31 protein-coding genes and 7 pseudogenes are annotated in these 22,865 nt (G+C 55.6%); 26 read left to right on the plus strand and 12 right to left on the minus strand.

Features of this window, described 5'->3' with window-relative positions:
• Positions 1-94: 94 nt before the first annotated feature.
• The 10 genes and pseudogenes from D3H35_RS18755 (at position 95) to D3H35_RS18790 (ending at position 6,719) form a co-directional block, all read left to right on the plus strand.
• Positions 95-1,680 (plus strand): annotated as a pseudogene (locus tag D3H35_RS18755) (peptide chain release factor 3).
• Positions 1,681-1,824: 144 nt separating this feature from the next.
• Positions 1,825-2,124: pseudogene (locus D3H35_RS34900) on the plus strand (hypothetical protein); the annotation flags it as partial.
• Positions 2,028-2,264 (plus strand): hypothetical protein, encoded by a 237-nt coding sequence (locus D3H35_RS34905; protein ID WP_411675159.1) that lies wholly within the window; start codon positions 2,028-2,030, stop codon positions 2,262-2,264. The pseudogene D3H35_RS34900 and the gene D3H35_RS34905, both read left to right, overlap by 97 nt.
• Positions 2,261-2,308: pseudogene (locus tag D3H35_RS34910) on the plus strand (hypothetical protein); the annotation flags it as partial. The gene D3H35_RS34905 and the pseudogene D3H35_RS34910, both read left to right, overlap by 4 nt.
• 60 nt (positions 2,309-2,368) lie before the next feature.
• Positions 2,369-2,770, plus strand: a complete 402-nt coding sequence (locus D3H35_RS18765; protein WP_199728546.1) for an RCC1 domain-containing protein — start codon at positions 2,369-2,371, stop codon at positions 2,768-2,770.
• Positions 2,767-2,877 (plus strand): RCC1 domain-containing protein, encoded by a 111-nt coding sequence (locus D3H35_RS34915; RefSeq protein WP_158594182.1) that lies wholly within the window; start codon positions 2,767-2,769, stop codon positions 2,875-2,877. Before D3H35_RS18765 ends, D3H35_RS34915 begins: the two co-directional genes overlap by 4 nt.
• On the plus strand, positions 2,859-3,098 hold the full coding sequence (locus tag D3H35_RS18775; protein ID WP_119150732.1) for a hypothetical protein: 240 nt from the start codon (positions 2,859-2,861) through the stop codon (positions 3,096-3,098). Before D3H35_RS34915 ends, D3H35_RS18775 begins: the two co-directional genes overlap by 19 nt.
• On the plus strand, positions 3,071-4,516 hold the full coding sequence (locus D3H35_RS18780) for an Ig-like domain-containing protein (protein ID WP_119150733.1): 1,446 nt from the start codon (positions 3,071-3,073) through the stop codon (positions 4,514-4,516). Before D3H35_RS18775 ends, D3H35_RS18780 begins: the two co-directional genes overlap by 28 nt.
• Positions 4,513-5,376, plus strand: coding sequence for an S-layer homology domain-containing protein (locus D3H35_RS18785; RefSeq protein WP_119150734.1), 864 nt, complete (start codon positions 4,513-4,515; stop codon positions 5,374-5,376). Before D3H35_RS18780 ends, D3H35_RS18785 begins: the two co-directional genes overlap by 4 nt.
• Positions 5,377-5,516: 140 nt before the next feature.
• The gene (locus D3H35_RS18790) at positions 5,517-6,719 is read left to right on the plus strand and encodes an alpha-D-ribose 1-methylphosphonate 5-triphosphate diphosphatase (protein ID WP_119150735.1); all 1,203 of its coding nucleotides are present in this window, start codon (positions 5,517-5,519) and stop codon (positions 6,717-6,719) included.
• Here D3H35_RS18790 and sspI (D3H35_RS18795) read toward each other — a convergent pair.
• On the minus strand, positions 6,716-6,958 hold the full coding sequence (gene sspI / locus D3H35_RS18795; protein WP_119150736.1) for a small acid-soluble spore protein SspI: 243 nt from the start codon (positions 6,956-6,958) through the stop codon (positions 6,716-6,718). The genes D3H35_RS18790 and sspI (D3H35_RS18795) overlap by 4 nt on opposite strands.
• A gap of 147 nt (positions 6,959-7,105) precedes the next feature.
• On the opposite strand from sspI (D3H35_RS18795), the gene D3H35_RS18800 reads away from it, so the two are divergent.
• From D3H35_RS18800 to D3H35_RS34920, 5 genes and pseudogenes are all read left to right on the plus strand, one after another.
• A complete protein-coding gene (locus tag D3H35_RS18800; protein ID WP_119150737.1) occupies positions 7,106-7,771 on the plus strand; it encodes a potassium channel family protein in 666 nt (221 codons plus the stop codon).
• Positions 7,758-8,603 (plus strand): TrmH family RNA methyltransferase, encoded by an 846-nt coding sequence (locus D3H35_RS18805; protein WP_119150738.1) that lies wholly within the window; start codon positions 7,758-7,760, stop codon positions 8,601-8,603. Before D3H35_RS18800 ends, D3H35_RS18805 begins: the two co-directional genes overlap by 14 nt.
• Before the next feature lie 142 nt (positions 8,604-8,745).
• On the plus strand, positions 8,746-8,913 hold the full coding sequence (locus D3H35_RS30845; RefSeq protein ID WP_158594183.1) for a hypothetical protein: 168 nt from the start codon (positions 8,746-8,748) through the stop codon (positions 8,911-8,913).
• A 368-nt stretch (positions 8,914-9,281) separates the two neighbouring features.
• Positions 9,282-10,087: pseudogene (locus tag D3H35_RS32585) on the plus strand (spore germination protein).
• 22 nt (positions 10,088-10,109) lie between these two features.
• Positions 10,110-10,472: a spore germination protein gene (locus D3H35_RS34920; protein ID WP_119150741.1), complete on the plus strand. Its 363-nt coding sequence runs from the start codon at positions 10,110-10,112 to the stop codon at positions 10,470-10,472.
• A 141-nt stretch (positions 10,473-10,613) separates the two neighbouring features.
• Here D3H35_RS34920 and D3H35_RS34925 read toward each other — a convergent pair whose 3' ends face one another.
• The 5 genes and pseudogenes from D3H35_RS34925 to D3H35_RS18845 form a co-directional block, all read right to left on the minus strand.
• The gene (locus tag D3H35_RS34925) at positions 10,614-10,745 is read right to left on the minus strand and encodes a spore germination protein (RefSeq protein WP_119150742.1); all 132 of its coding nucleotides are present in this window, start codon (positions 10,743-10,745) and stop codon (positions 10,614-10,616) included.
• 143 nt (positions 10,746-10,888) lie between these two features.
• Positions 10,889-11,355, minus strand: a pseudogene (locus tag D3H35_RS30855) (spore germination protein).
• A 706-nt stretch (positions 11,356-12,061) separates the two neighbouring features.
• On the minus strand, positions 12,062-12,229 hold the full coding sequence (locus D3H35_RS30865; protein ID WP_158594183.1) for a hypothetical protein: 168 nt from the start codon (positions 12,227-12,229) through the stop codon (positions 12,062-12,064).
• Between the two features lie 142 nt (positions 12,230-12,371).
• Entirely contained in the window at positions 12,372-13,115 is a 744-nt protein-coding gene (locus D3H35_RS18840) for a TrmH family RNA methyltransferase (protein ID WP_325050096.1), read from the minus strand.
• An 87-nt stretch (positions 13,116-13,202) separates the two neighbouring features.
• Positions 13,203-13,866, minus strand: a pseudogene (locus D3H35_RS18845) (potassium channel family protein).
• Positions 13,867-14,012: 146 nt separating this feature from the next.
• Here D3H35_RS18845 and sspI (D3H35_RS18850) point away from each other — a divergent pair.
• A pseudogene (gene sspI, locus D3H35_RS18850) lies at positions 14,013-14,254 on the plus strand (small acid-soluble spore protein SspI).
• Positions 14,255-14,336: 82 nt separating this feature from the next.
• Here the strand turns inward: sspI (D3H35_RS18850) and D3H35_RS32590 are convergent.
• The 5 genes from D3H35_RS32590 to D3H35_RS34930 form a co-directional block, all read right to left on the minus strand.
• On the minus strand, positions 14,337-14,705 hold the full coding sequence (locus tag D3H35_RS32590) for an amidohydrolase family protein (RefSeq protein WP_233567991.1): 369 nt from the start codon (positions 14,703-14,705) through the stop codon (positions 14,337-14,339).
• 29 nt (positions 14,706-14,734) lie between these two features.
• The gene (locus D3H35_RS32595) at positions 14,735-15,352 is read right to left on the minus strand and encodes an amidohydrolase family protein (RefSeq protein WP_233567992.1); all 618 of its coding nucleotides are present in this window, start codon (positions 15,350-15,352) and stop codon (positions 14,735-14,737) included.
• Positions 15,353-15,594: 242 nt separating this feature from the next.
• Positions 15,595-15,834, minus strand: a complete 240-nt coding sequence (locus tag D3H35_RS30870; protein ID WP_119150745.1) for a hypothetical protein — start codon at positions 15,832-15,834, stop codon at positions 15,595-15,597.
• Positions 15,794-15,952 carry a hypothetical protein gene (locus D3H35_RS30875; protein ID WP_158594187.1) on the minus strand — a complete coding sequence of 53 codons (159 nt, stop codon included), beginning with the start codon at positions 15,950-15,952 and terminating at the stop codon, positions 15,794-15,796. Before D3H35_RS30875 ends, D3H35_RS30870 begins: the two co-directional genes overlap by 41 nt.
• Positions 15,907-16,143, minus strand: coding sequence for an S-layer homology domain-containing protein (locus D3H35_RS34930; protein WP_119151220.1), 237 nt, complete (start codon positions 16,141-16,143; stop codon positions 15,907-15,909). The genes D3H35_RS30875 and D3H35_RS34930 overlap by 46 nt, the downstream gene beginning before the upstream one ends.
• Before the next feature lie 568 nt (positions 16,144-16,711).
• Between D3H35_RS34930 and D3H35_RS18875 the strand changes: the two genes are divergently transcribed.
• The 6 genes from D3H35_RS18875 to D3H35_RS32610 all read left to right on the plus strand — a co-directional run bounded on the left by D3H35_RS18875 (position 16,712) and on the right by D3H35_RS32610 (position 18,816).
• Positions 16,712-17,059, plus strand: coding sequence for a hypothetical protein (locus tag D3H35_RS18875; RefSeq protein WP_119150747.1), 348 nt, complete (start codon positions 16,712-16,714; stop codon positions 17,057-17,059).
• A complete protein-coding gene (locus tag D3H35_RS34935) occupies positions 17,037-17,177 on the plus strand; it encodes an S-layer homology domain-containing protein (protein ID WP_411675160.1) in 141 nt (46 codons plus the stop codon). Before D3H35_RS18875 ends, D3H35_RS34935 begins: the two co-directional genes overlap by 23 nt.
• Positions 17,134-17,463 (plus strand): S-layer homology domain-containing protein, encoded by a 330-nt coding sequence (locus tag D3H35_RS18880; RefSeq protein WP_411675161.1) that lies wholly within the window; start codon positions 17,134-17,136, stop codon positions 17,461-17,463. Before D3H35_RS34935 ends, D3H35_RS18880 begins: the two co-directional genes overlap by 44 nt.
• Before the next feature lie 425 nt (positions 17,464-17,888).
• Positions 17,889-18,128, plus strand: coding sequence for an amidohydrolase family protein (locus D3H35_RS32600; protein WP_233567993.1), 240 nt, complete (start codon positions 17,889-17,891; stop codon positions 18,126-18,128).
• Positions 18,125-18,418 carry an amidohydrolase family protein gene (locus D3H35_RS32605; RefSeq protein WP_233567994.1) on the plus strand — a complete coding sequence of 98 codons (294 nt, stop codon included), beginning with the start codon at positions 18,125-18,127 and terminating at the stop codon, positions 18,416-18,418. Before D3H35_RS32600 ends, D3H35_RS32605 begins: the two co-directional genes overlap by 4 nt.
• Positions 18,419-18,447: 29 nt before the next feature.
• Positions 18,448-18,816, plus strand: a complete 369-nt coding sequence (locus D3H35_RS32610) for an amidohydrolase family protein (RefSeq protein ID WP_233567991.1) — start codon at positions 18,448-18,450, stop codon at positions 18,814-18,816.
• Between the two features lie 82 nt (positions 18,817-18,898).
• Here the strand turns inward: D3H35_RS32610 and sspI (D3H35_RS18890) are convergent, their stop codons facing one another.
• Positions 18,899-19,141 carry a small acid-soluble spore protein SspI gene (sspI, locus tag D3H35_RS18890; RefSeq protein ID WP_119150736.1) on the minus strand — a complete coding sequence of 81 codons (243 nt, stop codon included), beginning with the start codon at positions 19,139-19,141 and terminating at the stop codon, positions 18,899-18,901.
• A gap of 147 nt (positions 19,142-19,288) precedes the next feature.
• On the opposite strand from sspI (D3H35_RS18890), the gene D3H35_RS18895 reads away from it, so the two are divergent.
• The 4 genes from D3H35_RS18895 to D3H35_RS18905 all read left to right on the plus strand — a co-directional run bounded on the left by D3H35_RS18895 (position 19,289) and on the right by D3H35_RS18905 (position 22,853).
• On the plus strand, positions 19,289-19,954 hold the full coding sequence (locus tag D3H35_RS18895; RefSeq protein ID WP_119150737.1) for a potassium channel family protein: 666 nt from the start codon (positions 19,289-19,291) through the stop codon (positions 19,952-19,954).
• Positions 19,941-20,786: a TrmH family RNA methyltransferase gene (locus D3H35_RS18900; protein WP_119150738.1), complete on the plus strand. Its 846-nt coding sequence runs from the start codon at positions 19,941-19,943 to the stop codon at positions 20,784-20,786. The genes D3H35_RS18895 and D3H35_RS18900 overlap by 14 nt, the downstream gene beginning before the upstream one ends.
• A gap of 142 nt (positions 20,787-20,928) precedes the next feature.
• Positions 20,929-21,096, plus strand: a complete 168-nt coding sequence (locus D3H35_RS30880; RefSeq protein ID WP_158594183.1) for a hypothetical protein — start codon at positions 20,929-20,931, stop codon at positions 21,094-21,096.
• 227 nt (positions 21,097-21,323) lie between these two features.
• Positions 21,324-22,853, plus strand: coding sequence for a spore germination protein (locus D3H35_RS18905; protein ID WP_233567995.1), 1,530 nt, complete (start codon positions 21,324-21,326; stop codon positions 22,851-22,853).
• Positions 22,854-22,865: the final 12 nt, after the last annotated feature.

Genomic DNA, 22,865 nt, shown 5'->3' on the forward strand with positions numbered 1-22,865 from the left:
TTCCTAATGAAGGGCGCAGAGAACGAAGACGTTATTCGCCGGGTTATGCTATAATGGAAGCTGTCATTTTCAAAAACGGAAGGAAATTCAAAAGATGAGTTCAACGAAACCGGGCGAGCTGCGGCAAGAAGTCGAGAAGCGCCGCACGTTCGCGATTATTTCTCACCCGATGCGGGGAAAACGACGCTGACCGAGAAGCTGCTGCTCTTCGGGGGAGCGATTCATACGGCCGGTTCGGTCAAAGCGCGCAAAGCGGCGCGTCATGCAACGAGCGACTGGATGGAAATCGAGAAGCAGCGGGGCATTTCCGTTACTTCCTCGGTAATGCAGTTTCAATATGCCGGCAAGCAGGTCAATATTCTGGATACGCCGGGTCACCAAGACTTCTCCGAGGATACGTACCGGACGCTGACGGCCGCCGACAGCGCGGTCATGCTTATCGACGTCGCCAAGGGCGTCGAGGCGCAGACGATCAAGCTGTTCCAGGTGTGCAGCAAGCGCGGCATCCCGATCTTCACGTTCATTAACAAGCTGGACCGCGAAGGGCAAAACCCGTTCGACCTGCTTGAGGAAATCGAGCGCGTGCTCGGCATTCGTTCGGTTCCGATGAACTGGCCGATCGGCATGGGGCGGGAGCTGCACGGCGTCTACGACCGGATGAAAAATCAGGTTGAGCTGTTTAACGGCAAAGACCATTCGACGATCGAGGTCCGCAAGACGTCCGGCTATGACGATCCGATTATCCGCGAAATGGCCGGGGACTACCACGCCGACCAATTGGCGCAGGATCTTGAGCTGCTGGATGTGGCCGGAGATGCGTTCGACTACGAGCGGGTGAAGCGGGGAGAGCTGACGCCTGTCTTCTTCGGCAGCGCCGTCAACAATTTCGGCGTGCAGACGTTCCTTGAGAACTTCCTTCAGCTCGCTCCGGCGCCGACGCCTCGCAAAAGCACGGACGGCTTGATCGATCCGGAGAACGAGAAGTTTTCGGGCTACGTGTTCAAAATCCAGGCGAACATGAACCCGGCGCACCGCGACCGGCTGGCGTTCCTGCGTATTTGCTCGGGCAAGTTCGAGCGCGGGATGGCCGTGAAGCATGTTCGCGTAGGCAAAGAGATCAAGCTTTCGCAGCCGCAGCAGTTCTTGGCCCAAGACAGGGAAATCGTCGATACCGCCTATCCGGGCGACATTATCGGGTTGTTCGATCCGGGCATCTTCCGCATCGGAGACTCCTTAAGCGAAGGAAGCAGCATTACGTTCGACGAGCTTCCTACGTTTTCGCCGGAAATTTTCGCCAAAGTATCGGTCAAGAACGCCTTGAAGCAGAAGCAATACCTCAAGGGACTCGATCAGCTGACGGAGGAAGGCATGGTGCAGGTGTTCCGCTCGGTCGGTGTGTTCGAGGATACGTACCTCGGCGTTGTCGGGAACCTTCAATTCGAAGTGTTCCAATACCGGATGAAGAACGAATACGGCGTGGAAATTCAGTTGAATCGCACCTCGTTCCAATTTGCGCGCTGGCTCGTCGCCGACAAGCTTGATCCGACGAAATTCCGAATCAACTCCACGCTCGTCAAGGACAAGAACGATAACGATGTCGCCCTGTTCGAGAACGAGTACGCGATGCGCACCGCCATGGAGCGGATGCCGGATGTGAAGTTTTTGGAGACGGCTCCTTAATATTGGTTGGTATAGACCGCTTCCCTTCATAGGGGAGGCGGTTTTTTTTGATATATCCTCCGAAAAAGAAAGGGCATATTGAGGAGGACAGTCGATTATGATACTATTTGATACAAATTGTATCATTCGACAGGGGGCTCGATAATGAAGAAGAGCGGCACGTTCGGCTTGGTGAGACGTGTTTTTTCGTTATGCGTCATTTTCGCTTTGGCTGCGCCATCGCTTGCAACGAATCGCGGCGTGGTGCCCGCGGCATTCGCTTCCAGTGTTCCGGCGGAGCCGAAGATTGCGATTGCTGCGGGAGGGAGCCACTCGCTTGCTCTGAAAGAGGACGGAACGGTATGGACATGGGGCGAGAACGAATTCGGCCAGCTCGGGGCGGAAGGGTCGGGCGACAGACTTACGCCGGGTCAAGTGGATGGATTAAGCGGAATTGTCGACATTGCCGGCGGCTATGCCATTCCGTTGCTCTGGACGGGGAAGGGAACGTATGGACATGGGGGCGCAACGACTTCGGTCAGCTCGGGGACGGCACGAAGACGAACCGTTTCGTTCCTGCGAAGGTGGCGGGCATCGGGGGGTGACGGCTATCGCCAGCGGCGATTATCGTACATTGGCTTTGACAAGCGACGGATCGGTATGGAACTGGGGAAGCAACGAAGCCGGTCAGCTTGGGGACGGCACGGCTGTGCAGAGCTCCGCCGTACCGGTTAAGGTGAGCGGTTTCGGGTCCGGTCGGAAGGCAATCGCAATCGCGGGAGGCAACGGCCCATTCGTCGCGCTTGCTTCTGACGGAACGGTATGGACGTGGGGCTACAATGCGTTCGGTCAGTTGGGAGACGGGACGAAGGATAATCGTTCCCAGCCGGTTCAAGCGATCTTGCCCGGCTCGGGCAAGGCAATCGCGGTTGCGGCGGGCACTGGCCATACCGCCATTCTCGAAGATGACGGGACGGTATGGGCATGGGGAAGCAACTCGGTCGGCCAGCTTGGCGACGATTCGGCAGCCGAGAGGCTGTCACCCGCGAAGGTAGCGGGGATCAGCGAGGTCGGCTCTATATCGGCGGGTTACTACCATACGCTTGCTTGAAAGAGGACGGAACGGTATGGACATGGGGGCAGAACAATGCCGGCCAGCTTGGGAACGGCGATAAGACGATGGCGAGCGCGCGGCGCCCGTGCAAACGTCGATTTTGACCGATGTCGTCGCCATTGCCAAAGGCAGCCGCCACAATATCGCTCTTAGAAGCGATGGAACGGTATGGACTTGGGGCTTCAATCTTAGCGGTCAGCTCGGAGACGGCAAGCGAGTCGATCAATATGTACCGACGCAAGTTACGGGTTTGAGTCTGAAGGTTCCCGTCCTGACGCTGGACTCCATGATTTTGCGTTGGCAAAAGAAAGCGAGAAACAGCTGACGGTAACGGCGAATTATACGGACGGAACAACGAAGGACGTAACGTTGCTCGCAGCCTACGAGTCTTCCGATTCGGCAGTCGCTTCGGTAAGCGAAGAGGGCCTCGTCAAGGGGCTGACTGCCGGACAGACGGCCGCCATTACCGCGACATTCGAAGGTCGGAAGGTGTCCGCTACAGTTACGGTTACGGCGGAGCTTCCCGTTTTGACGCTGGATTCGTATGATTTTACATTGGCAAAAGGAAGCACGAAGCAATTGGCGGTAACGGCAAGCTATGCGGACGGAAGCACGAAGGAAGTCACAGCGTTTGCGACATATCTGTCTTCCGATCCGGCGGTTGCTTCGGTGAGCGCAGCGGGTCTCGTCAAGGGACTGACCGCTGGACAGACGACTGTCGTTACCGCGACATACGAGAAGCAGAAGGTATCCTCAACGGTCAGAGTCGCGAGCCCGCCGGAAACTCCGGTTATTTCTTTGAATGCGTATGATTTCATCGTCGTTCAAGGAAACACGAGGCAATTAGTAGTGACGGCGAACTATTCGGATGGGAGAACCGAAGACGTGACCTCGCTATCCGTTTTTCAGTCATCCGCTCCGGAGTCGGTCTCTGTCAGCGCGGCGGGCCTGGTGACTGGATTAAGCTCGGGACAGCAGGCGACTATTACCGTCACTTATCGAGGTCAGTCGTTATCTGCCTCCGTAAGAGTGGTTAGTTCGCCGGAAGCTCCGGTTATCGTTTTGAACAGCTACGATTTTACGTTGGTTGCAGGCAGCGTGAAGCAGCTGCTCGTGACGGCGAGCGACGGGGATGGAGGCACGGAGGACGTTACGGCTTTAACGGCGTTCCGATCGTCCGACCCGGCAGTCGCCACGGCGAGCGCCGAAGGGCTCGTGACGGCGATAACCGCCGGGCAAGCGGTCGTAACCGCAACATACTTGGGGCAATCGGTATCGGCAACGGTTCATGTTACGAATAAGACCGTAACGAGTCCGGGCTCGGGAGGAGCGGGTATGCCTCCTTTGATATGGACTTTCGATCCGCCGGACTGGATGACGGGGCTGTCGCCGTCCTCTTCGTGGAATACAGCCGTAGGGAGAGAAGAAGCTTCGGGCGAGGCGATCTATCGCTTGAACGGAGAGTCCGCGATGCGGCTTGCGAAGACGGCGTCCGCGAATACGAAAGTATGGACGATCGGCGTCAAACAATCCGGGAGCTCGGTCTTAGTCGTCCCCTTCCCGGCTGCGAAAGCGGCGTTTGACATATCCGGAGGCTCCGGAACGATCCTTTTTGCGACGGAGGCGGGCTCATTTTCGTTGCCGCTGTCTGTCCTTGTCCTGAAAGCGAACGGAGCTTTGGAAGGGAATGAAGGGGAAATTCGTATTGAGATTTCTCCGTCCGAAGGGCCGGGGGCAGCTTGAAAACGGCATGGCAGGCCAGCGGGATCACCCTTCTCGGTGCACTGGCCGTTACGTTCGAGCTTACGATAACTAGCGGCGGGACGAGTCGAACGATCGACGACTTCGGAGATTCATTTGTCGTCCGTTCGTTCCCGGTCGGCAACGGCCCGATCGATTCGGAGCGGACATCCGTGTTTTACGGCAAGGAAGGAGAGGGGGAGCCCGGCTTTGCTCCGGCCCGCTTTTTCAAGGACCCGGTCGGCGTCTACCATGCGATAGTTAGCCGGACGGGGAACAGCACTTATGCGGCGGGCTATAAGAAAGCGGTCTTTCTTGACTTGGGCAGCCATTGGGCGGAGCGGGTCGTCGATAAGCTGGCTGCGAAAGGACTTCTCAGCGGCAAAACCGAATCAGCCTTCGCACCCGACGAGCGGATTACCCGGGCGGAATTCGCTTCATTGCTCGTCAAGGGACTCGGCTTACAGGATGAACAGGGTGCGAGCGCATTCCGGGACGTCAAAGAGCCTTCATGGTATGCAAAGGACGTATCTATCGCCACAGGGAAGGGGCTGTTGACTGGCGATCCCGGAGGAAGCTTCCGTCCGAATGCTCCGCTTACTAGGCAAGAGCTGGCGGTCATCATCGCGAATGCCCTTCGCTACGCAAAGCCGCAGGAAAAGCTCGCTGAAGCGAGTCTCGCTTCGTTCACCGATGCGTATCGCGTGCCGGGATGGGCCGAGGGAGCGATGCGAACCGTTGTTGCCGCGGGCATTCTAAGCGGTGACGGATCGGGCCGATTGAATCCGGGGGGATATGCGACGCGCGCTCAAGCGGCCGTCGCAGTAGAGAGATTGCTGCAAAAACTCGGATTTATGGATTAAGCGAAGCAAGTTCTGCTCGACTAGGGCAGAACTTTTTTTGGTGCCTTTAAAGCGCTGTTATTTCTAAAGTGCCGGACTGTCTTAAACGCGTCGCAAAGTGTAAAATAAGGTCACAATGATTTGGGAAGCGGGCGAGGCAATTGAACGGGAAACGGTTGGTAGTTAGAGGCGGAAACGTGGTGCTGCCGGACGGTGTCGTCAAGGCTGACGTCGTGGCGGAGAACGGCATCATTCAATCGGTGGATTACGCAGGGAGCAAATCGTCCGCTGTCGAAACGATTGACGAGTCGAAAGATCGGATCATAGAGGCCGAGGGGGCATGGGTGCTTCCCGGACTCGTCGATATTCATTGCGACACTATCGAGAAGGAGGTCGAGCCTCGGCCGGGGACGCTGTTCCCGATGGAGATGGCTTTTCTTCAATACGAGAGAAAGCTCGCCGGACACGGCATTACGACGATGATGCATTCCTTGTCTTTTGGCGTCGGATTAAGTCTTAGGGGAGAGCATCTCGTATCGCAGCTGATCGATCTCATTCGTTCCTGCAGCCGGGAGCGGGCGATGATTCGCCATGGCGTCCATCTTCGCTACGAGGTGTCCCAGCCTACGGGAATTCCGCTCGCAAGAAGGCTGATCGAGGAAGGCGCTATCGATTATTTGTCGCTGATGGACCATGCTCCGGGAATAGGACAATATGCTCGGCCCGGAGCTTTCCAACGTTACGTGATGAAAAATCAGGGTGTAAGCTTGGATGAAGTCGAAAAAATCGTGGAGGAGCTTCAGGAGAGACGGGCGAAGGTGGACTGGAACGCGCTTAGGGAGCTCACTGCATTCGCTCGGAGCAGAGGAATTGCGGTAGCTTCCCATGACGACGATTCCGAGGAAGCGGTGAATCGGTCGCTGGCTTTCGGAGCCGACATTTCCGAGTTCCCGCTCAACGGAGCGACTGCTGCCTATGCCAAGAAGCAGGGAATGGGAGTGTGCGTAGGCGCGCCCAATATCGTACGCGGAGGCTCCCACGACGGCAACCTAAAAGCCGCCGAAGCGATTGTTGCCGGCGATGCCAACTTGCTCTGCTCGGACTATCATCCGGCTTCGCTGCTTCATGCGGTGTTCGCTTTGGCGAAAGAAGGAGTAGCGTTGGAGAGAGCGGTGCGCATGGCGACGCTGGAACCCGCGATTGCGATGGGGCGGGGGGCCGAAATCGGATCGCTGGAGCCCGGCAAACGGGCCGATCTCATCGTCGTGGATACGGTGAGGGAATGCCCGCTTGTCCGGTGTACAGTAGTCGACGGAGTCACGGTTTACGAAACGAGAGACTTTTCGGGCGCTAAGTCGTTCTAGGAAGGCGAGCTTACGGCGGGCGCTTCCGTCGACTCGTTATGGAGATGGTCATGCAGCGTGCCGATCATCTTGAGCCGTTCCTCCTCCGTACTGCCCGTCCAGATGATTTCGAACAAGACGCCGAGCCCGGGCAGCGTCACTTCGGCATTTCCTACGGAATCGTCGACGACGTCCCTAAGCTCTTCGTTCGTCTTGTCGTGAACGCGTTGAATAATCGCTTGTCGTAAATTAAGTTGCAAGCCGGGAACCTCCCCCTTGGAGAACTTCCCGTGTAGATTGCCCGCAATGACCTTCCGTTATGCCGCTTCAAGCATGGTATAATGGTGGCTATTGGAACAGAAAACGTTGGCTTAAGGCGTTATTGAGGAACAGGAGGATCACCCGACGTGTTGAAAAAACAATATGCCGTCATCGGTCTGGGCCGGTTCGGTTCAAGCGTGGCCGCTTACTTGACGGGTATGGGATATGAAGTATTGGCGGTGGACGACAACGAGGAGCGCGTTCAGGATATCGTTCATCAGGTCACTCACGCGGTATCGGCGGACTCTACCGACGAGGAGGCGATGAAGGCGCTTGGGATTCGCAATTTCGACGTGGTGGTCGTCGCGATCGGACAAGATATTCAAGCGAGCATTATGACGACTCTAATCGTCAAGGAGCTTGGCGTTCCCCATATCGTTGTCAAAGCCCAGAACGACATGCACGGGAAGGTGCTTAGCAAAATTGGAGCCGATAAAGTCGTGTTCCCGGAGCGGGATATGGGACTGCGAGTTGCGCACCATCTTATTTCGCCGAACATTTTGGAGCATATCGAGCTGTCTGGCGATTTTAGTATCGTCGAGATGAAGGCTCCTCCCGCTTTTGTGAACAAAAATTTGAAGCAGCTCGATTTTCGCGCCAAGTTCGGCTGCAATGTGCTTGCCGTCAAGAGGGGCGAGGACATGGACATCGCTCCGCGAGCCGACGCTCCGCTTCTGCAAGGGGACGTGCTCGTCATCGTCGGAAAAAACGAACGCTTGATGAAGCTGGAGCAAACGTATGCCGAAGGTTGAAGCGTACATCGAATCGGTCGCGAATCCGCGCGTCAAAGGCTGGGTTAAGCTGACAGAGCGCAAATACCGGGAGCGGGAAGGACGTTTTTTGCTGGAAGGCGTTCATCTGGTGGCGGAAGCTTTGCAAGCCGGGTGGCCGCTTGAGCATGTCGTCTATGATGCGGGCGCGGATTTGCCGGAAGAGCTGCTGAGATACAAGGAGTCGGATGAGGAGTACGATTCCTTGGAAAACGTGCCGTCATGGATTCCGGTTTCTCCGGAAATCATCTCCAAGTGCAGCGCAACCGACACCCCGCAGCCGGTGTTTGCCGTCGCGCGCAAACGGATCGTCGACACGGATCGATTGTTCTCGGAGGAACGGTCTCTCGTCGCGGTGCTTGACGGGGTGCAGGACCCGGGCAACGTCGGTACCATCGTTCGCGGCGCGGCCGCGTGCGGCGCAACGGCCGTCGTGCTTGGCCGCGGTACGGCGGACTTGTACAACTCTAAGACGCTGCGAGCCACGATGGGCGCTCTTTTTCACGTTTCGGTAGTGGAAGGCGATTTGAAGGAATTGCTTCCGGAAGCAAAGTCGCGCGGAATAGCGGTTGCAGGCACAAGCCTCCAAGCGGCACGCTCTTGCTACGAATACGATTTTAGCGGTCCGACATGGCTCGTTTTCGGCAACGAAGGGAGCGGGTTGTCGACGGCCGTATCCGACCTGGTCGACTCCAATCTCATTATCCCAATGACCGGCCGTGCGGAATCGCTGAACGTAGCGATGGCGGCGACGGTGCTCCTGTTCGAGGCTCAGCGGCAGCGGTTGTTTAACGCCGACAATAACCAGTCGTGATCTCAAGTTCGGCCGTTTTGTCGACGAATGGCAGAAGCTTCCTAGTCAGCAATTGAAGAATGGAGAAGTCAGCGATGCAATTGTTGTCAAAAATTGGGTGTACGGACAAAAAGTTATAATCGTTCAAAACGGCTAATCTGTCTTGGAGAAAACGGTGGAAGAAGGAGCTGCGGAAGCCGTTCTTTCGGTAGGCTCGGAAAAACAGTTTTACGGTGTACAGATTGCCATTACGGCTCCAGATGGGAAAACGGCAGTCTTTGAATCACCGAAATACGAAAAAATTCAAGCAGGAGATCAATTTTTTTACTAACATCGGTGTATGAGAACACAGTGCCATCCGTTGAACGGGCGGTACTGTGTTTTATTTTAAACCGTTATGGTAAAACGAACGAAGGGCTGGAAATGGCACCGGAAAGAATCCGGCCCATATCCGGCCCTTTTGCATTCCCCTGCCATTCAGCCAAGCATGAAAGAAAATCCGGTTGGGGATAATGGATATAATATCCACCCATTCCTTGTTCGGAGTTGAGAAGCGACTTGGCGCACACGAAACCCTCTAACGCCGCTGAACGGAGCGCTAAAAGCGAGATCGCGCTTACGAATAGCTTGGAAGCCAATATGTCCGAACTGCGGAACGTATTTGTGGATTGCTCCGACATCGTGTTCCACTCTTTCTCGATGAAGGACGGAACGGAATGCGGAGTCGTTTCCGTCAAGGGGCTTTCCGACACGCAGGCGTTGGAAAGACAAGTGATAGCTCCATTATTGGTCATGGAGTGGGAAGGCAACGACAAATCGGCTCGGCGGCTATTTTCCCGACTGCCAGCTTCTTCTTGTCAGGAATACGAAAAAATAGGCGAGCTGGCGGACCGTCTGTGCGTCGGATATCCGGTCGTTCTCGTCGATGGGCGTCCACGGCGTACTCTTTCGATATGATCGGTCCCGAGCAGCGTTCCGTCGAGGAGCCGGTTGCGGAATCGACCGTCAGAGGGCCCCGCGACGGCTTTACCGAAAGCTTGGGCGTCAATTTGCCGCTCATTCGCAAGAGATTGAAGACGCCGGATCTGAAGGTAGCAGGAATGACCGTCGGAAGCTACAGCAGGACGGAAGTCGCTGTCGTCTACATTAAAGGAATTGCCGATCCGGCATTGGCGGGCGAAATCAAGAGGCGGATCGAGGGAATGCGAATCGAGGGGCTGCTGGAAAGCGAATCGATCGAGGAATGGATTTCGGATAATCCGGTCTCTCCCTTTCCTCAATTGCTGTCGACGGAGCGCCCGGATGTCGTCTGCGCCAATCTTCTGGAGGGCCGCATCGCCATCCTGATCGACGGAACGCCGTTTGCCCTCGTAGCTCCGGTCAGCTTATTCTCGATGCTCCAGTCTCCGGAGGATTATTATCAGAACATACTCTCCAGCTCGTTCATTGCTGGCTTCGCTATGTTTTTTTCGTCATGTCGCTGCTGCTTTCGTCGGCTTACGTAGCGATTACAACCTACCATCAGAAATGATCCGACCGTACTCTTGCTCAATATCGCCAAATCGCGCGAGAGATCCCTTTTCCCGCCTTGTTGAAGCGTTGATTATGGAAATCACGTTCGAAGCGCTAAGGGAAGCCGGCGTTCGGCTGGCCCAGCAAGTCGCGCGGCACGTCAGCACCAGTCGCCAAATAAGAGGATACATAAGCACGGCTAATTGCAGAGACGATATCTTGCCTTTATCGATCATCGCGAATACCTTTTGTCTGAGAAGTTGTCCGAGAGTTAAACGACTGCCGGAGAGCGCGGGCTTCGTATCGGTAGTCCAAATCGGCGAACGAAGAAAAACGTCCTTCAGTTCCCGAACCTCGTCGGGTTACAGCGACAGATAGCAGCCCGAACGAACGAAGCTTGCTCAAATGGACGACGATGAGAATAAAACCGAGCATCACCCCGACCAGCCCGAGCGTCCCGCAAGAATCATAATAGGAAAGCGAAGAATTCGCGGCGGAATTCCAAGAGAATACCGCGAATCATGAACGAGGAGATTCCTGTAATGGCGACGACGATGACCATAGGCGCGGAGACAATTCGGCGGAAGTAGCCGCTTGTCCGATTACCAAGGCACCTACAATGCTGACGGCCGCGCCGACTTGCTTGGGCAGCCGAACGCCGGCTTCCCTTAGCGCTTCGAACTGATTTCCATAATCAACGCTTCAACCAAGCGGGAAAAGGGATCTCCTCGCGCGATTGGCGATATTGAGCAAGAGTACGGTCGGGATCATTTCCTGATGGTAGGTTGTAATCGCTACGTAAGCCACGGAAGCAGCAGCGACATGACGAAAAAAACATAGCGAAGCCAGCGAATGAACGAGCTGGAGAGTATGTTCTGATAATAATCCTCCGGAGACTGGAGCATCGAGAATAAGCTGACCGGAGCTACGAGGGCAAACGGCGTTCCGTCGATCAGGATGGCGATGCGGCCCTCCAGAAGATTGGCGCAGACGACATCCGGCGCTCCGTCGACAGCAATTGAGGAAAGGGAGAGACCGGATTATCCGAAATCCATTCCTCGATCGATTCGCTTTCCAGCAGCCCCTCGATTCGCATTCCCTCGATCCGCCTCTTGATTTCGCCCGCCAATGCCGGATCGGCAATTCCTTTAATGTAGACGACAGCGACTTCCGTCCTGCTGTAGCTTCCGACGGTCATTCCTGCTACCTTCAGATCCGGCGTCTTCAATCTCTTGCGAATGAGCGGCAAATTGACGCCCAAGCTTCGGTAAAGCCGTCGCGGGGCCCTCTGACGGTCGATTCCGCAACCGGCTCCTCGACGGAACGCTGCTCGGACCGATCATATCGAAAGAGTACGCCGTGGACGCCCCATCGACGAGAACGACCGGATATCCGACGCACAGACGGTCCGCCAGCTCGCCTATTTTTTCGTATTCCTGACAAGAAGAAGCTGGCAGTCGGGAAAATAGCCGCCGAGCCGATTTGTCGTTGCCTTCCCACTCCATGACCAATAATGGAGCTATCACTTGTCTTTCCAACGCCTGCGTGTCGGAAAGCCCCTTGACGGAAACGACTCCGCATTCCGTTCCGTCCTTCATCGAGAAAAGTGGAACACGATGTCGGAGCAATCCACAAATACGTTCGCAGTTCGCTTCGGACATATTGGCTTCCAAGCTATTCGTAAGCGCGATCTCGCTTTTAGCGCTCCGTTCAGCGGCGTTAGAGGGTTTCGTGTGCGCCAAGTCGCTTCTCAACTCCGAACAAGGAATGGGTGGATTATATCCATTATCCCCAACCGGATTTTCTTTCATGCTTGGCTGAATGGCAGGGGAATGCAAAAGGGCCGGATATGGGCCGGATTCTTTCCGGTGCCATTTCCAGCCCTTCGTTCGTTTTACCATAACGGTTTAAAATAAAACACAGTACCGCCCGTTCAACGGATGGCACTGTGTTCTCATACACCGATGTTAGTAAAAAAATTGATCTCCTGCTTGAATTTTTTCGTATTTCGGTGATTCAAAGACTGCCGTTTTCCCATCTGGAGCCGTAATGGCAATCTGTACACCGTAAAACTGTTTTTCCGAGCCTACCGAAAGAACGGCTTCCGCAGCTCCTTCTTCCACCGTTTTCTCCAAGACAGATTAGCCGTTTTGAACGATTATAACTTTTTGTCCGTACACCCAATTTTTGACAACAATTGCATCGCTGACTTCTCCATTCTTCAATTGCTGACTAGGAAGCTTCTGCCATTCGTCGACAAAACGGCCGAACTTGAGATCACGACTGGTTATTGTCGGCGTTAAACAACCGCTGCCGCTGAGCCTCGAACAGGAGCACCGTCGCCGCCATCGCTACGTTCAGCGATTCCGCACGGCCGGTCATTGGGATAATGAGATTGGAGTCGACCAGGTCGGATACGGCCGTCGACAACCCGCTCCCTTCGTTGCCGAAAACGAGCCATGTCGGACCGCTAAAATCGTATTCGTAGCAAGAGCGTGCCGCTTGGAGGCTTGTGCCTGCAACCGCTATTCCGCGCGACTTTGCTTCCGGAAGCAATTCCTTCAAATCGCCTTCCACTACCGAAACGTGAAAAAGAGCGCCCATCGTGGCTCGCAGCGTCTTAGAGTTGTACAAGTCCGCCGTACCGCGGCCAAGCACGACGGCCGTTGCGCCGCACGCGGCCGCGCCGCGAACGATGGTACCGACGTTGCCCGGGTCCTGCACCCCGTCAAGCACCGCGACGAGAGACCGTTCCTCCGAGAACAATCGATCCGTGTCGACGATCCGTTTGCGCGCGACGGCAAACACCGGCTGCGGGGTGTCGGTTGCGCTGCACTTGGAGATGATTTCCGGAGAAACCGGAATCCATGACGGCACGTTTTCCAAGGAATCGTACTCCTCATCCGACTCCTTGTATCTCAGCAGCTCTTCCGGCAAATCCGCGCCCGCATCATAGACGACATGCTCAAGCGGCCACCCGGCTTGCAAAGCTTCCGCCACCAGATGAACGCCTTCCAGCAAAAAACGTCCTTCCCGCTCCCGTATTTGCGCTCTGTCAGCTTAACCCAGCCTTTGACGCGCGGATTCGCGACCGATTCGATGTACGCTTCAACCTTCGGCATACGTTTGCTCCAGCTTCATCAAGCGTTCGTTTTTTCCGACGATGACGAGCACGTCCCCTTGCAGAAGCGGAGCGTCGGCTCGCGGAGCGATGTCCATGTCCTCGCCCCTCTTGACGGCAAGCACATTGCAGCCGAACTTGGCGCGAAAATCGAGCTGCTTCAAATTTTTGTTCACAAAAGCGGGAGGAGCCTTCATCTCGACGATACTAAAATCGCCAGACAGCTCGATATGCTCCAAAATGTTCGGCGAAATAAGATGGTGCGCAACTCGCAGTCCCATATCCCGCTCCGGAACACGACTTTATCGGCTCCAATTTTGCTAAGCACCTTCCCGTGCATGTCGTTCTGGGCTTTGACAACGATATGGGAACGCCAAGCTCCTTGACGATTAGAGTCGTCATAATGCTCGCTTGAATATCTTGTCCGATCGCGACGACCACCACGTCGAAATTGCGAATCCCAAGCGCCTTCATCGCCTCCTCGTCGGTAGAGTCCGCCGATACCGCGTGAGTGACCTGATGAACGATATCCTGAACGCGCTCCTCGTTGTCGTCCACCGCCAATACTTCATATCCCATACCCGTCAAGTAAGCGGCCACGCTTGAACCGAACCGGCCCAGACCGATGACGGCATATTGTTTTTTCAACACGTCGGGTGATCCTCCTGTTCCTCAATAACGCCTTAAGCCAACGTTTTCTGTTCCAATAGCCACCATTATACCATGCTTGAAGCGGCATAACGGAAGGTCATTGCGGGCAATCTACACGGGAAGTTCTCCAAGGGGGAGGTTCCGGCTTGCAACTTAATTTACGACAAGCGATTATTCAACGCGTTCACGACAAGACGAACGAAGAGCTTAGGGACGTCGTCGACGATTCCGTAGGAAATGCCGAAGTGACGCTGCCGGGCTCGGCGTCTTGTTCGAAATCATCTGGACGGGCAGTACGGAGGAGGAACGGCTCAAGATGATCGGCACGCTGCATGACCATCTCCATAACGAGTCGACGGAAGCGCCCGCCGTAAGCTCGCCTTCCTAGAACGACTTAGCGCCCGAAAAGTCTCTCGTTTCGTAAACCGTGACTCCGTCGACTACTGTACACCGGACAAGCGGGCATTCCCTCACCGTATCCACGACGATGAGATCGGCCCGTTTGCCGGGCTCCAGCGATCCGATTTCGGCCCCCGCCCCATCGCAATCGCGGGTTCCAGCGTCGCCATGCGCACCGCTCTCTCCAACGCTACTCCTTCTTTCGCCAAAGCGAACACCGCATGAAGCAGCGAAGCCGGATGATAGTCCGAGCAGAGCAAGTTGGCATCGCCGGCAACAATCGCTTCGGCGGCTTTTAGGTTGCCGTCGTGGGAGCCTCCGCGTACGATATTGGGCGCGCCTACGCACACTCCCATTCCCTGCTTCTTGGCATAGGCAGCAGTCGCTCCGTTGAGCGGGAACTCGGAAATGTCGGCTCCGAAAGCCAGCGACCGATTCACCGCTTCCTCGGAATCGTCGTCATGGGAAGCTACCGCAATTCCTCTGCTCGAGCGAATGCAGTGAGCTCCCTAAGCGCGTTCCAGTCCACCTTCGCCCGTCTCTCCTGAAGCTCCTCCACGATTTTTTCGACTTCATCCAAGCTTACACCCTGATTTTTCATCACGTAACGTTGGAAAGCTCCGGGCCGAGCATATTGTCCTATTCCGCGAGCATGGTCCATCAGCGACAAATAATCGATAGCGCCTTCCTCGATCAGCCTTCTTGCGAGCGGAATTCCCGTAGGCTGGGACACCTCGTAGCGAAGATGGACGCCATGGCGAATCATCGCCCGCTCCGGCTTGCAGGAACGAATGAGATCGATCAGCTGCGATACGAGATGCTCTCCCCTAAGACTTAATCCGACGCCAAAAGACAAGGAATGCATCATCGTCGTAATGCCGTGTCCGGCGAGCTTTCTCTCGTATTGAAGAAAAGCCATCTCCATCGGGAACAGCGTCCCGGCCGAGGCTCGACCTCCTTCTCGATAGTGTCGCCAGTGAATATCGACGAGTCCGGGAAGCACCCATGCCCCCTCGGCCTCTATGATCCGATCTTTCGACTCGTCAATCGTTTCGACAGCGGACGATTTGCTCCCTGCGTAATCCACCGATTGAATGATGCCGTTCTCGCCACGACGTCAGCCTTGACGACACCGTCCGGCAGCACCACGTTTCCGCCTCTAACTACCAAACCGTTTCCCGTTCAATTGCCTCGCCCGCTTCCCAAATCATTGTGACCTTATTTTACACTTTGCGACGCGTTTAAGACAGTCCGGCACTTTAGAAATAACAGCGCTTTAAAGGCAAGCACCAAAAAAGTTCTGCCCTAGTCGAGCAGAACTTGCTTCGCTTAATCCATAAATCCGAGTTTTTGCAGCAATCTCTCTACTGCGATGCGCGGCGCTTGAGCGCGCGTCGCATATCCCCCCGGATTCAATCGGCCCGATCCGTCCCACGCTTGAATGCCCGCGGCAACAACGGTTTCGCATCGCTCCCTCGGCCCATCCCCGGCACGCGATACGGCATCGGTGAACGAAGCGAGACTCGCTTCAGCGAGCTTTTCCTGCGGCTTTTGCGTAGCGAAGGGCATTCGCGATGATGACCGCCAGCTCTTGCCTAGTAAGCGGAGCATTTCGGACGGAAGCTTCCTCCGGATCGCCAGTCAACAGCCCCTTCCCTGTGGCGATAGATACGTCTTTGCATACCATGAAGGCTCTTTGACGTCCCGGAATGCGCTCGCACCCTGTTCATCCTGTAAGCCGAGTCCCTTGACGAGCAATGAAGCGAATTCCGCCCGGGTATACGCCTCGTCGGGTGCGAAGGCTGATTCGGTTTTGCCGCTGAGAAGTCCATTTCGCAGCCAGCTTATCGACGACCCGCTCGCCCAATGGCTGCCCAGTCAAGAAGAGACCGCTTTCTTATAGCCCGCCGCATAAGTGCTGTTCCCCGTCCGGCTAACTATCGCATGGTAGACGCCGACCGGGTCCTTGAAAAAGCGGCCGGAGCAAAGCCGGGCTCCCCCTCTCCTTCCTTGCCGTAAAACACGGTGTCCGCTCCGGAATCGATCGGGGCCGGCCCGTTGCCGACCGGCGCAACGAACGGACGACAAATGAATCTCCGAAGTCGTCGACTCGTTCGACTCGTCCGCCGCTAGTTACGTATATCTAGTTATGTAGCTCGAACGTAAGCGGCCAGTGCCCGAGAAGGGTGATTCCGCTGGCCTGCCATGCCGTTTTCAAAGCTGCCCCCGGCCCTTCGGACGGAGGAAGATATCAATACGAATTTCCCCTTCACTTCCGCTTCCAAAGCTCCGTTCGCTTTCAGGACAAGGGAAGACACAGCGAGACAACGAAAATGAGCCGCTCCCGTGCAAAAGGATCGTTCCGGGCCTCCGGATAGAGGGAATTCGTATTGAGAATTTCGTCCTCCGTGGTCCGTGGGAGGGCCGGGGGCAGCTTGAAAACGGCATGGCAGGCCAGCGGATCACCCTTCTCGGTGCACTGGCCGTTACGTTCGAGCTTACGATAACTAGCGGCGGGACGAGTCGAACGATCGACGACTTCGGAGATTCATTTGTCGTCCGTTCGTTCCCGGTCGGCAACGGGCCCGTCCCCGATTCGATTGGAGCGGACATCCGTGTTTTACGGCAAGGAAGGAGAGGGGGAGCCCGGCTTTGCTCCGGCCCGCTTTTTCAAGGACCGGTCGGCGTCTACCATGCGATAGTTAGCCGGACGGGGAACAGCACTTATGCGGCGGCTATAAGAAAGCGGTCTTTCTTGACTTGGGCAGCCATTGGCGGAGCGGGTCGTCGATAAGCTGGCTGCGAAAGGACTTCTCAGCGGCAAAACCGAATCAGCCTTCGCACCCGACGAGCGGATTACCCGGCGGAATTTCGCTTCATTGCTCGTCAAGGGACTCGGGCTTACAGGATGAACAGGGTGCGAGCGCATTCCGGGACGTCAAAGAGCCTTCATGGTATGCAAAGGACGTATCTATCGCCACAGGGAAGGGGCTGTTGACTGGCGATCCCGGAGGAAGCTTCCGTCCGAATGCTCCGCTTACTAGGCAAGAGCTGGCGGTCATCATCGCGAATGCCCTTCGCTACGCAAAGCCGCAGGAAAAGCTCGCTGAAGCGAGTCTCGCTTCGTTCACCGATGCGTATCGCGTGCCGGATGGGCCGAGGGAGCGATGCGAACCGTTGTTGCCGCGGGCATTCTAAGCGGTGACGGATCGGCCGATTGAATCCGGGGGGATATGCGACGCGCGCTCAAGCGGCCGTCGCAGTAGAGAGATTGCTGCAAAAACTCGGATTTATGGATTAAGCGAAGCAAGTTCTGCTCGACTAGGGCAGAACTTTTTTTGGTGCTTTAAAGCGCTGTTATTTCTAAAGTGCCGGACTGTCTTAAACGCGTCGCAAAGTGTAAAATAAGGTCACAATGATTTGGGGAAGCGGGCGAGGCAATTGAACGGGAAACGGTTGGTAGTTAGAGGCGGAAACGTGGTGCTGCCGGACGGTGTCGTCAAGGCTGACGTCGTGGCGGAGAACGGCATCATTCAATCGGTGGATTACGCAGGGAGCAAATCGTCCGCTGTCGAAACGATTGACGAGTCGAAAGATCGGATCATAGAGGCGAGGGGGCATGGGTGCTTCCCGGACTCGTCGATATTCATTGCGACACTATCGAGAAGGAGGTCGAGCCTCGGCCGGGGACGCTGTTCCCGATGGAGATGGCTTTTCTTCAATACGAGAGAAAGCTCGCCGGACACGGCATTACGACGATGATGCATTCCTTGTCTTTTGGCGTCGGATTAAGTCTTAGGGGAGAGCATCTCGTATCGCAGCTGATCGATCTCATTCGTTCCTGCAGCCGGGAGCGGCGATGATTCGCCATGGCGTCCATCTTCGCTACGAGGTGTCCCAGCCTACGGGAATTCCGCTCGCAAGAAGGCTGATCGAGGAAGGCGCTATCGATTATTTGTCGCTGATGGACCATGCTCCGGGAATAGGAATATGCTCGGCCGGAGCTTTCCAACGTTACGTGATGAAAAATCAGGGTGTAAGCTTGGATGAAGTCGAAAAAATCGTGGAGGAGCTTCAGGAGAGACGGGCGAAGGTGGACTGGAACGCGCTTAGGGAGCTCACTGCATTCGCTCGGAGCAGAGGATTGCGGTAGCTTCCCATGACGACGATTCCGAGGAAGCGGTGAATCGGTCGCTGGCTTTCGGAGCCGACATTTCCGAGTTCCCGCTCAACGGAGCGACTGCTGCCTATGCCAAGAAGCAGGGAATGGGAGTGTGCGTAGGCGCGCCCAATATCGTACGCGGAGGCTCCCACGACGGCAACCTAAAAGCCGCCGAAGCGATTGTTGCCGGCGATGCCAACTTGCTCTGCTCGGACTATCATCCGGCTTCGCTGCTTCATGCGGTGTTCGCTTTGGCGAAAGAAGGAGTAGCGTTGGAGAGAGCGGTGCGCATGGCGACGCTGGAACCCGCGATTGCGATGGGGCGGGGGCCGAAATCGGATCGCTGGAGCCCGGCAAACGGGCCGATCTCATCGTCGTGGATACGGTGAGGGAATGCCCGCTTGTCCGGTGTACAGTAGTCGACGGAGTCACGGTTTACGAAACGAGAGACTTTTCGGGCGCTAAGTCGTTCTAGGAAGGCGAGCTTACGGCGGGCGCTTCCGTCGACTCGTTATGGAGATGGTCATGCAGCGTGCCGATCATCTTGAGCCGTTCCTCCTCCGTACTGCCCGTCCAGATGATTTCGAACAAGACGCCGAGCCCGGGCAGCGTCACTTCGGCATTTCCTACGGAATCGTCGACGACGTCCCTAAGCTCTTCGTTCGTCTTGTCGTGAACGCGTTGAATAATCGCTTGTCGTAAATTAAGTTGCAAGCCGGGAACCTCCCCCTTGGAGAACTTCCCGTGTAGATTGCCCGCAATGACCTTCCGTTATGCCGCTTCAAGCATGGTATAATGGTGGCTATTGGAACAGAAAACGTTGGCTTAAGGCGTTATTGAGGAACAGGAGGATCACCCGACGTGTTGAAAAAACAATATGCCGTCATCGGTCTGGGCCGGTTCGGTTCAAGCGTGGCCGCTTACTTGACGGGTATGGGATATGAAGTATTGGCGGTGGACGACAACGAGGAGCGCGTTCAGGATATCGTTCATCAGGTCACTCACGCGGTATCGGCGGACTCTACCGACGAGGAGGCGATGAAGGCGCTTGGGATTCGCAATTTCGACGTGGTGGTCGTCGCGATCGGACAAGATATTCAAGCGAGCATTATGACGACTCTAATCGTCAAGGAGCTTGGCGTTCCCCATATCGTTGTCAAAGCCCAGAACGACATGCACGGGAAGGTGCTTAGCAAAATTGGAGCCGATAAAGTCGTGTTCCCGGAGCGGGATATGGGACTGCGAGTTGCGCACCATCTTATTTCGCCGAACATTTTGGAGCATATCGAGCTGTCTGGCGATTTTAGTATCGTCGAGATGAAGGCTCCTCCCGCTTTTGTGAACAAAAATTTGAAGCAGCTCGATTTTCGCGCCAAGTTCGGCTGCAATGTGCTTGCCGTCAAGAGGGGCGAGGACATGGACATCGCTCCGCGAGCCGACGCTCCGCTTCTGCAAGGGGACGTGCTCGTCATCGTCGGAAAAAACGAACGCTTGATGAAGCTGGAGCAAACGTATGCCGAAGGTTGAAGCGTACATCGAATCGGTCGCGAATCCGCGCGTCAAAGGCTGGGTTAAGCTGACAGAGCGCAAATACCGGGAGCGGGAAGGACGTTTTTTGCTGGAAGGCGTTCATCTGGTGGCGGAAGCTTTGCAAGCCGGGTGGCCGCTTGAGCATGTCGTCTATGATGCGGGCGCGGATTTGCCGGAAGAGCTGCTGAGATACAAGGAGTCGGATGAGGAGTACGATTCCTTGGAAAACGTGCCGTCATGGATTCCGGTTTCTCCGGAAATCATCTCCAAGTGCAGCGCAACCGACACCCCGCAGCCGGTGTTTGCCGTCGCGCGCAAACGGATCGTCGACACGGATCGATTGTTCTCGGAGGAACGGTCTCTCGTCGCGGTGCTTGACGGGGTGCAGGACCCGGGCAACGTCGGTACCATCGTTCGCGGCGCGGCCGCGTGCGGCGCAACGGCCGTCGTGCTTGGCCGCGGTACGGCGGACTTGTACAACTCTAAGACGCTGCGAGCCACGATGGGCGCTCTTTTTCACGTTTCGGTAGTGGAAGGCGATTTGAAGGAATTGCTTCCGGAAGCAAAGTCGCGCGGAATAGCGGTTGCAGGCACAAGCCTCCAAGCGGCACGCTCTTGCTACGAATACGATTTTAGCGGTCCGACATGGCTCGTTTTCGGCAACGAAGGGAGCGGGTTGTCGACGGCCGTATCCGACCTGGTCGACTCCAATCTCATTATCCCAATGACCGGCCGTGCGGAATCGCTGAACGTAGCGATGGCGGCGACGGTGCTCCTGTTCGAGGCTCAGCGGCAGCGGTTGTTTAACGCCGACAATAACCAGTCGTGATCTCAAGTTCGGCCGTTTTGTCGACGAATGGCAGAAGCTTCCTAGTCAGCAATTGAAGAATGGAGAAGTCAGCGATGCAATTGTTGTCAAAAATTGGGTGTACGGACAAAAAGTTATAATCGTTCAAAACGGCTAATCTGTCTTGGAGAAAACGGTGGAAGAAGGAGCTGCGGAAGCCGTTCTTTCGGTAGGCTCGGAAAAACAGTTTTACGGTGTACAGATTGCCATTACGGCTCCAGATGGGAAAACGGCAGTCTTTGAATCACCGAAATACGAAAAAATTCAAGCAGGAGATCAATTTTTTTACTAACATCGGTGTATGAGAACACAGTGCCATCCGTTGAACGGGCGGTACTGTGTTTTATTTTAAACCGTTATGGTAAAACGAACGAAGGGCTGGAAATGGCACCGGAAAGAATCCGGCCCATATCCGGCCCTTTTGCATTCCCCTGCCATTCAGCCAAGCATGAAAGAAAATCCGGTTGGGGATAATGGATATAATATCCACCCATTCCTTGTTCGGAGTTGAGAAGCGACTTGGCGCACACGAAACCCTCTAACGCCGCTGAACGGAGCGCTAAAAGCGAGATCGCGCTTACGAATAGCTTGGAAGCCAATATGTCCGAACTGCGGAACGTATTTGTGGATTGCTCCGACATCGTGTTCCACTCTTTCTCGATGAAGGACGGAACGGAATGCGGAGTCGTTTCCGTCAAGGGGCTTTCCGACACGCAGGCGTTGGAAAGACAAGTGATAGCTCCATTATTGGTCATGGAGTGGGAAGGCAACGACAAATCGGCTCGGCGGCTATTTTCCCGACTGCCAGCTTCTTCTTGTCAGGAATACGAAAAAATAGGCGAGCTGGCGGACCGTCTGTGCGTCGGATATCCGGTCGTTCTCGTCGATGGGGCGTCCACGGCGTACTCTTTCGATATGATCGGTCCCGAGCAGCGTTCCGTCGAGGAGCCGGTTGCGGAATCGACCGTCAGAGGGCCCCGCGACGGCTTTACCGAAAGCTTGGGCGTCAATTTGCCGCTCATTCGCAAGAGATTGAAGACGCCGGATCTGAAGGTAGCAGGAATGACCGTCGGAAGCTACAGCAGGACGGAAGTCGCTGTCGTCTACATTAAAGGAATTGCCGATCCGGCATTGGCGGGCGAAATCAAGAGGCGGATCGAGGGAATGCGAATCGAGGGGCTGCTGGAAAGCGAATCGATCGAGGAATGGATTTCGGATAATCCGGTCTCTCCCTTTCCTCAATTGCTGTCGACGGAGCGCCCGGATGTCGTCTGCGCCAATCTTCTGGAGGGCCGCATCGCCATCCTGATCGACGGAACGCCGTTTGCCCTCGTAGCTCCGGTCAGCTTATTCTCGATGCTCCAGTCTCCGGAGGATTATTATCAGAACATACTCTCCAGCTCGTTCATTCGCTGGCTTCGCTATGTTTTTTTCGTCATGTCGCTGCTGCTTCCGTCGGCTTACGTAGCGATTACAACCTACCATCAGGAAATGATCCCGACCGTACTCTTGCTCAATATCGCCAAATCGCGCGAGGAGATCCCTTTTCCCGCCTTGGTTGAAGCGTTGATTATGGAAATCACGTTCGAAGCGCTAAGGGAAGCCGGCGTTCGGCTGCCCAAGCAAGTCGGCGCGGCCGTCAGCATTGTAGGTGCCTTGGTAATCGGACAAGCGGCTACTTCCGCCGGAATTGTCTCCGCGCCTATGGTCATCGTCGTCGCCATTACAGGAATCTCCTCGTTCATGATTCCGCGGTATTCTCTTGGAATTCCGCCGCGAATTCTTCGCTTTCCTATTATGATTCTTGCGGGAACGCTCGGGCTGGTCGGGGTGATGCTCGGTTTTATTCTCATCGTCGTCCATTTGAGCAAGCTTCGTTCGTTCGGGCTGCCTTATCTGTCGCCTGTAACCCCGACGAGGTTCCGGGAACTGAAGGACGTTTTTCTTCGTTCGCCGATTTGGACTACCGATACGAAGCCCGCGCTCTCCGGCAGTCGTTTGAACTCTCGGACAACTTCTCAGACAAAAGGTATTCGCGATGATCGATAAAGGCAAGATATC

Origin of the sequence: Cohnella faecalis, assembly GCF_003570905.1 — a bacterium.
Taxonomy (GTDB): Bacteria; Bacillota; Bacilli; order Paenibacillales; family Paenibacillaceae; genus Cohnella; species Cohnella faecalis.

What these genes read in the sequence shown, in the direction of transcription:
- D3H35_RS34905 (WP_411675159.1), top strand. Translation starts at nt 2,028, where the DNA reads ATGGGGCGAGAACGAATTCGGCCAGCTCGGGGCGGAAGGGTCGGGCGA.
- D3H35_RS18805 (WP_119150738.1), top strand. Translation starts at nt 7,758, where the DNA reads ATGCCGAAGGTTGAAGCGTACATCGAATCGGTCGCGAATCCGCGCGTC.
- D3H35_RS34920 (WP_119150741.1), top strand. Translation starts at nt 10,110, where the DNA reads ATGATCCGACCGTACTCTTGCTCAATATCGCCAAATCGCGCGAGAGAT.
- D3H35_RS30870 (WP_119150745.1), bottom strand. Translation starts at nt 15,834, where the DNA reads ATGCCCTTCGCTACGCAAAAGCCGCAGGAAAAGCTCGCTGAAGCGAGT.
- D3H35_RS30875 (WP_158594187.1), bottom strand. Translation starts at nt 15,952, where the DNA reads ATGGTATGCAAAGACGTATCTATCGCCACAGGGAAGGGGCTGTTGACT.
- D3H35_RS18875 (WP_119150747.1), top strand. Translation starts at nt 16,712, where the DNA reads ATGGCAGGCCAGCGGATCACCCTTCTCGGTGCACTGGCCGTTACGTTC.
- D3H35_RS32605 (WP_233567994.1), top strand. Translation starts at nt 18,125, where the DNA reads ATGATTCGCCATGGCGTCCATCTTCGCTACGAGGTGTCCCAGCCTACG.
- D3H35_RS18900 (WP_119150738.1), top strand. Translation starts at nt 19,941, where the DNA reads ATGCCGAAGGTTGAAGCGTACATCGAATCGGTCGCGAATCCGCGCGTC.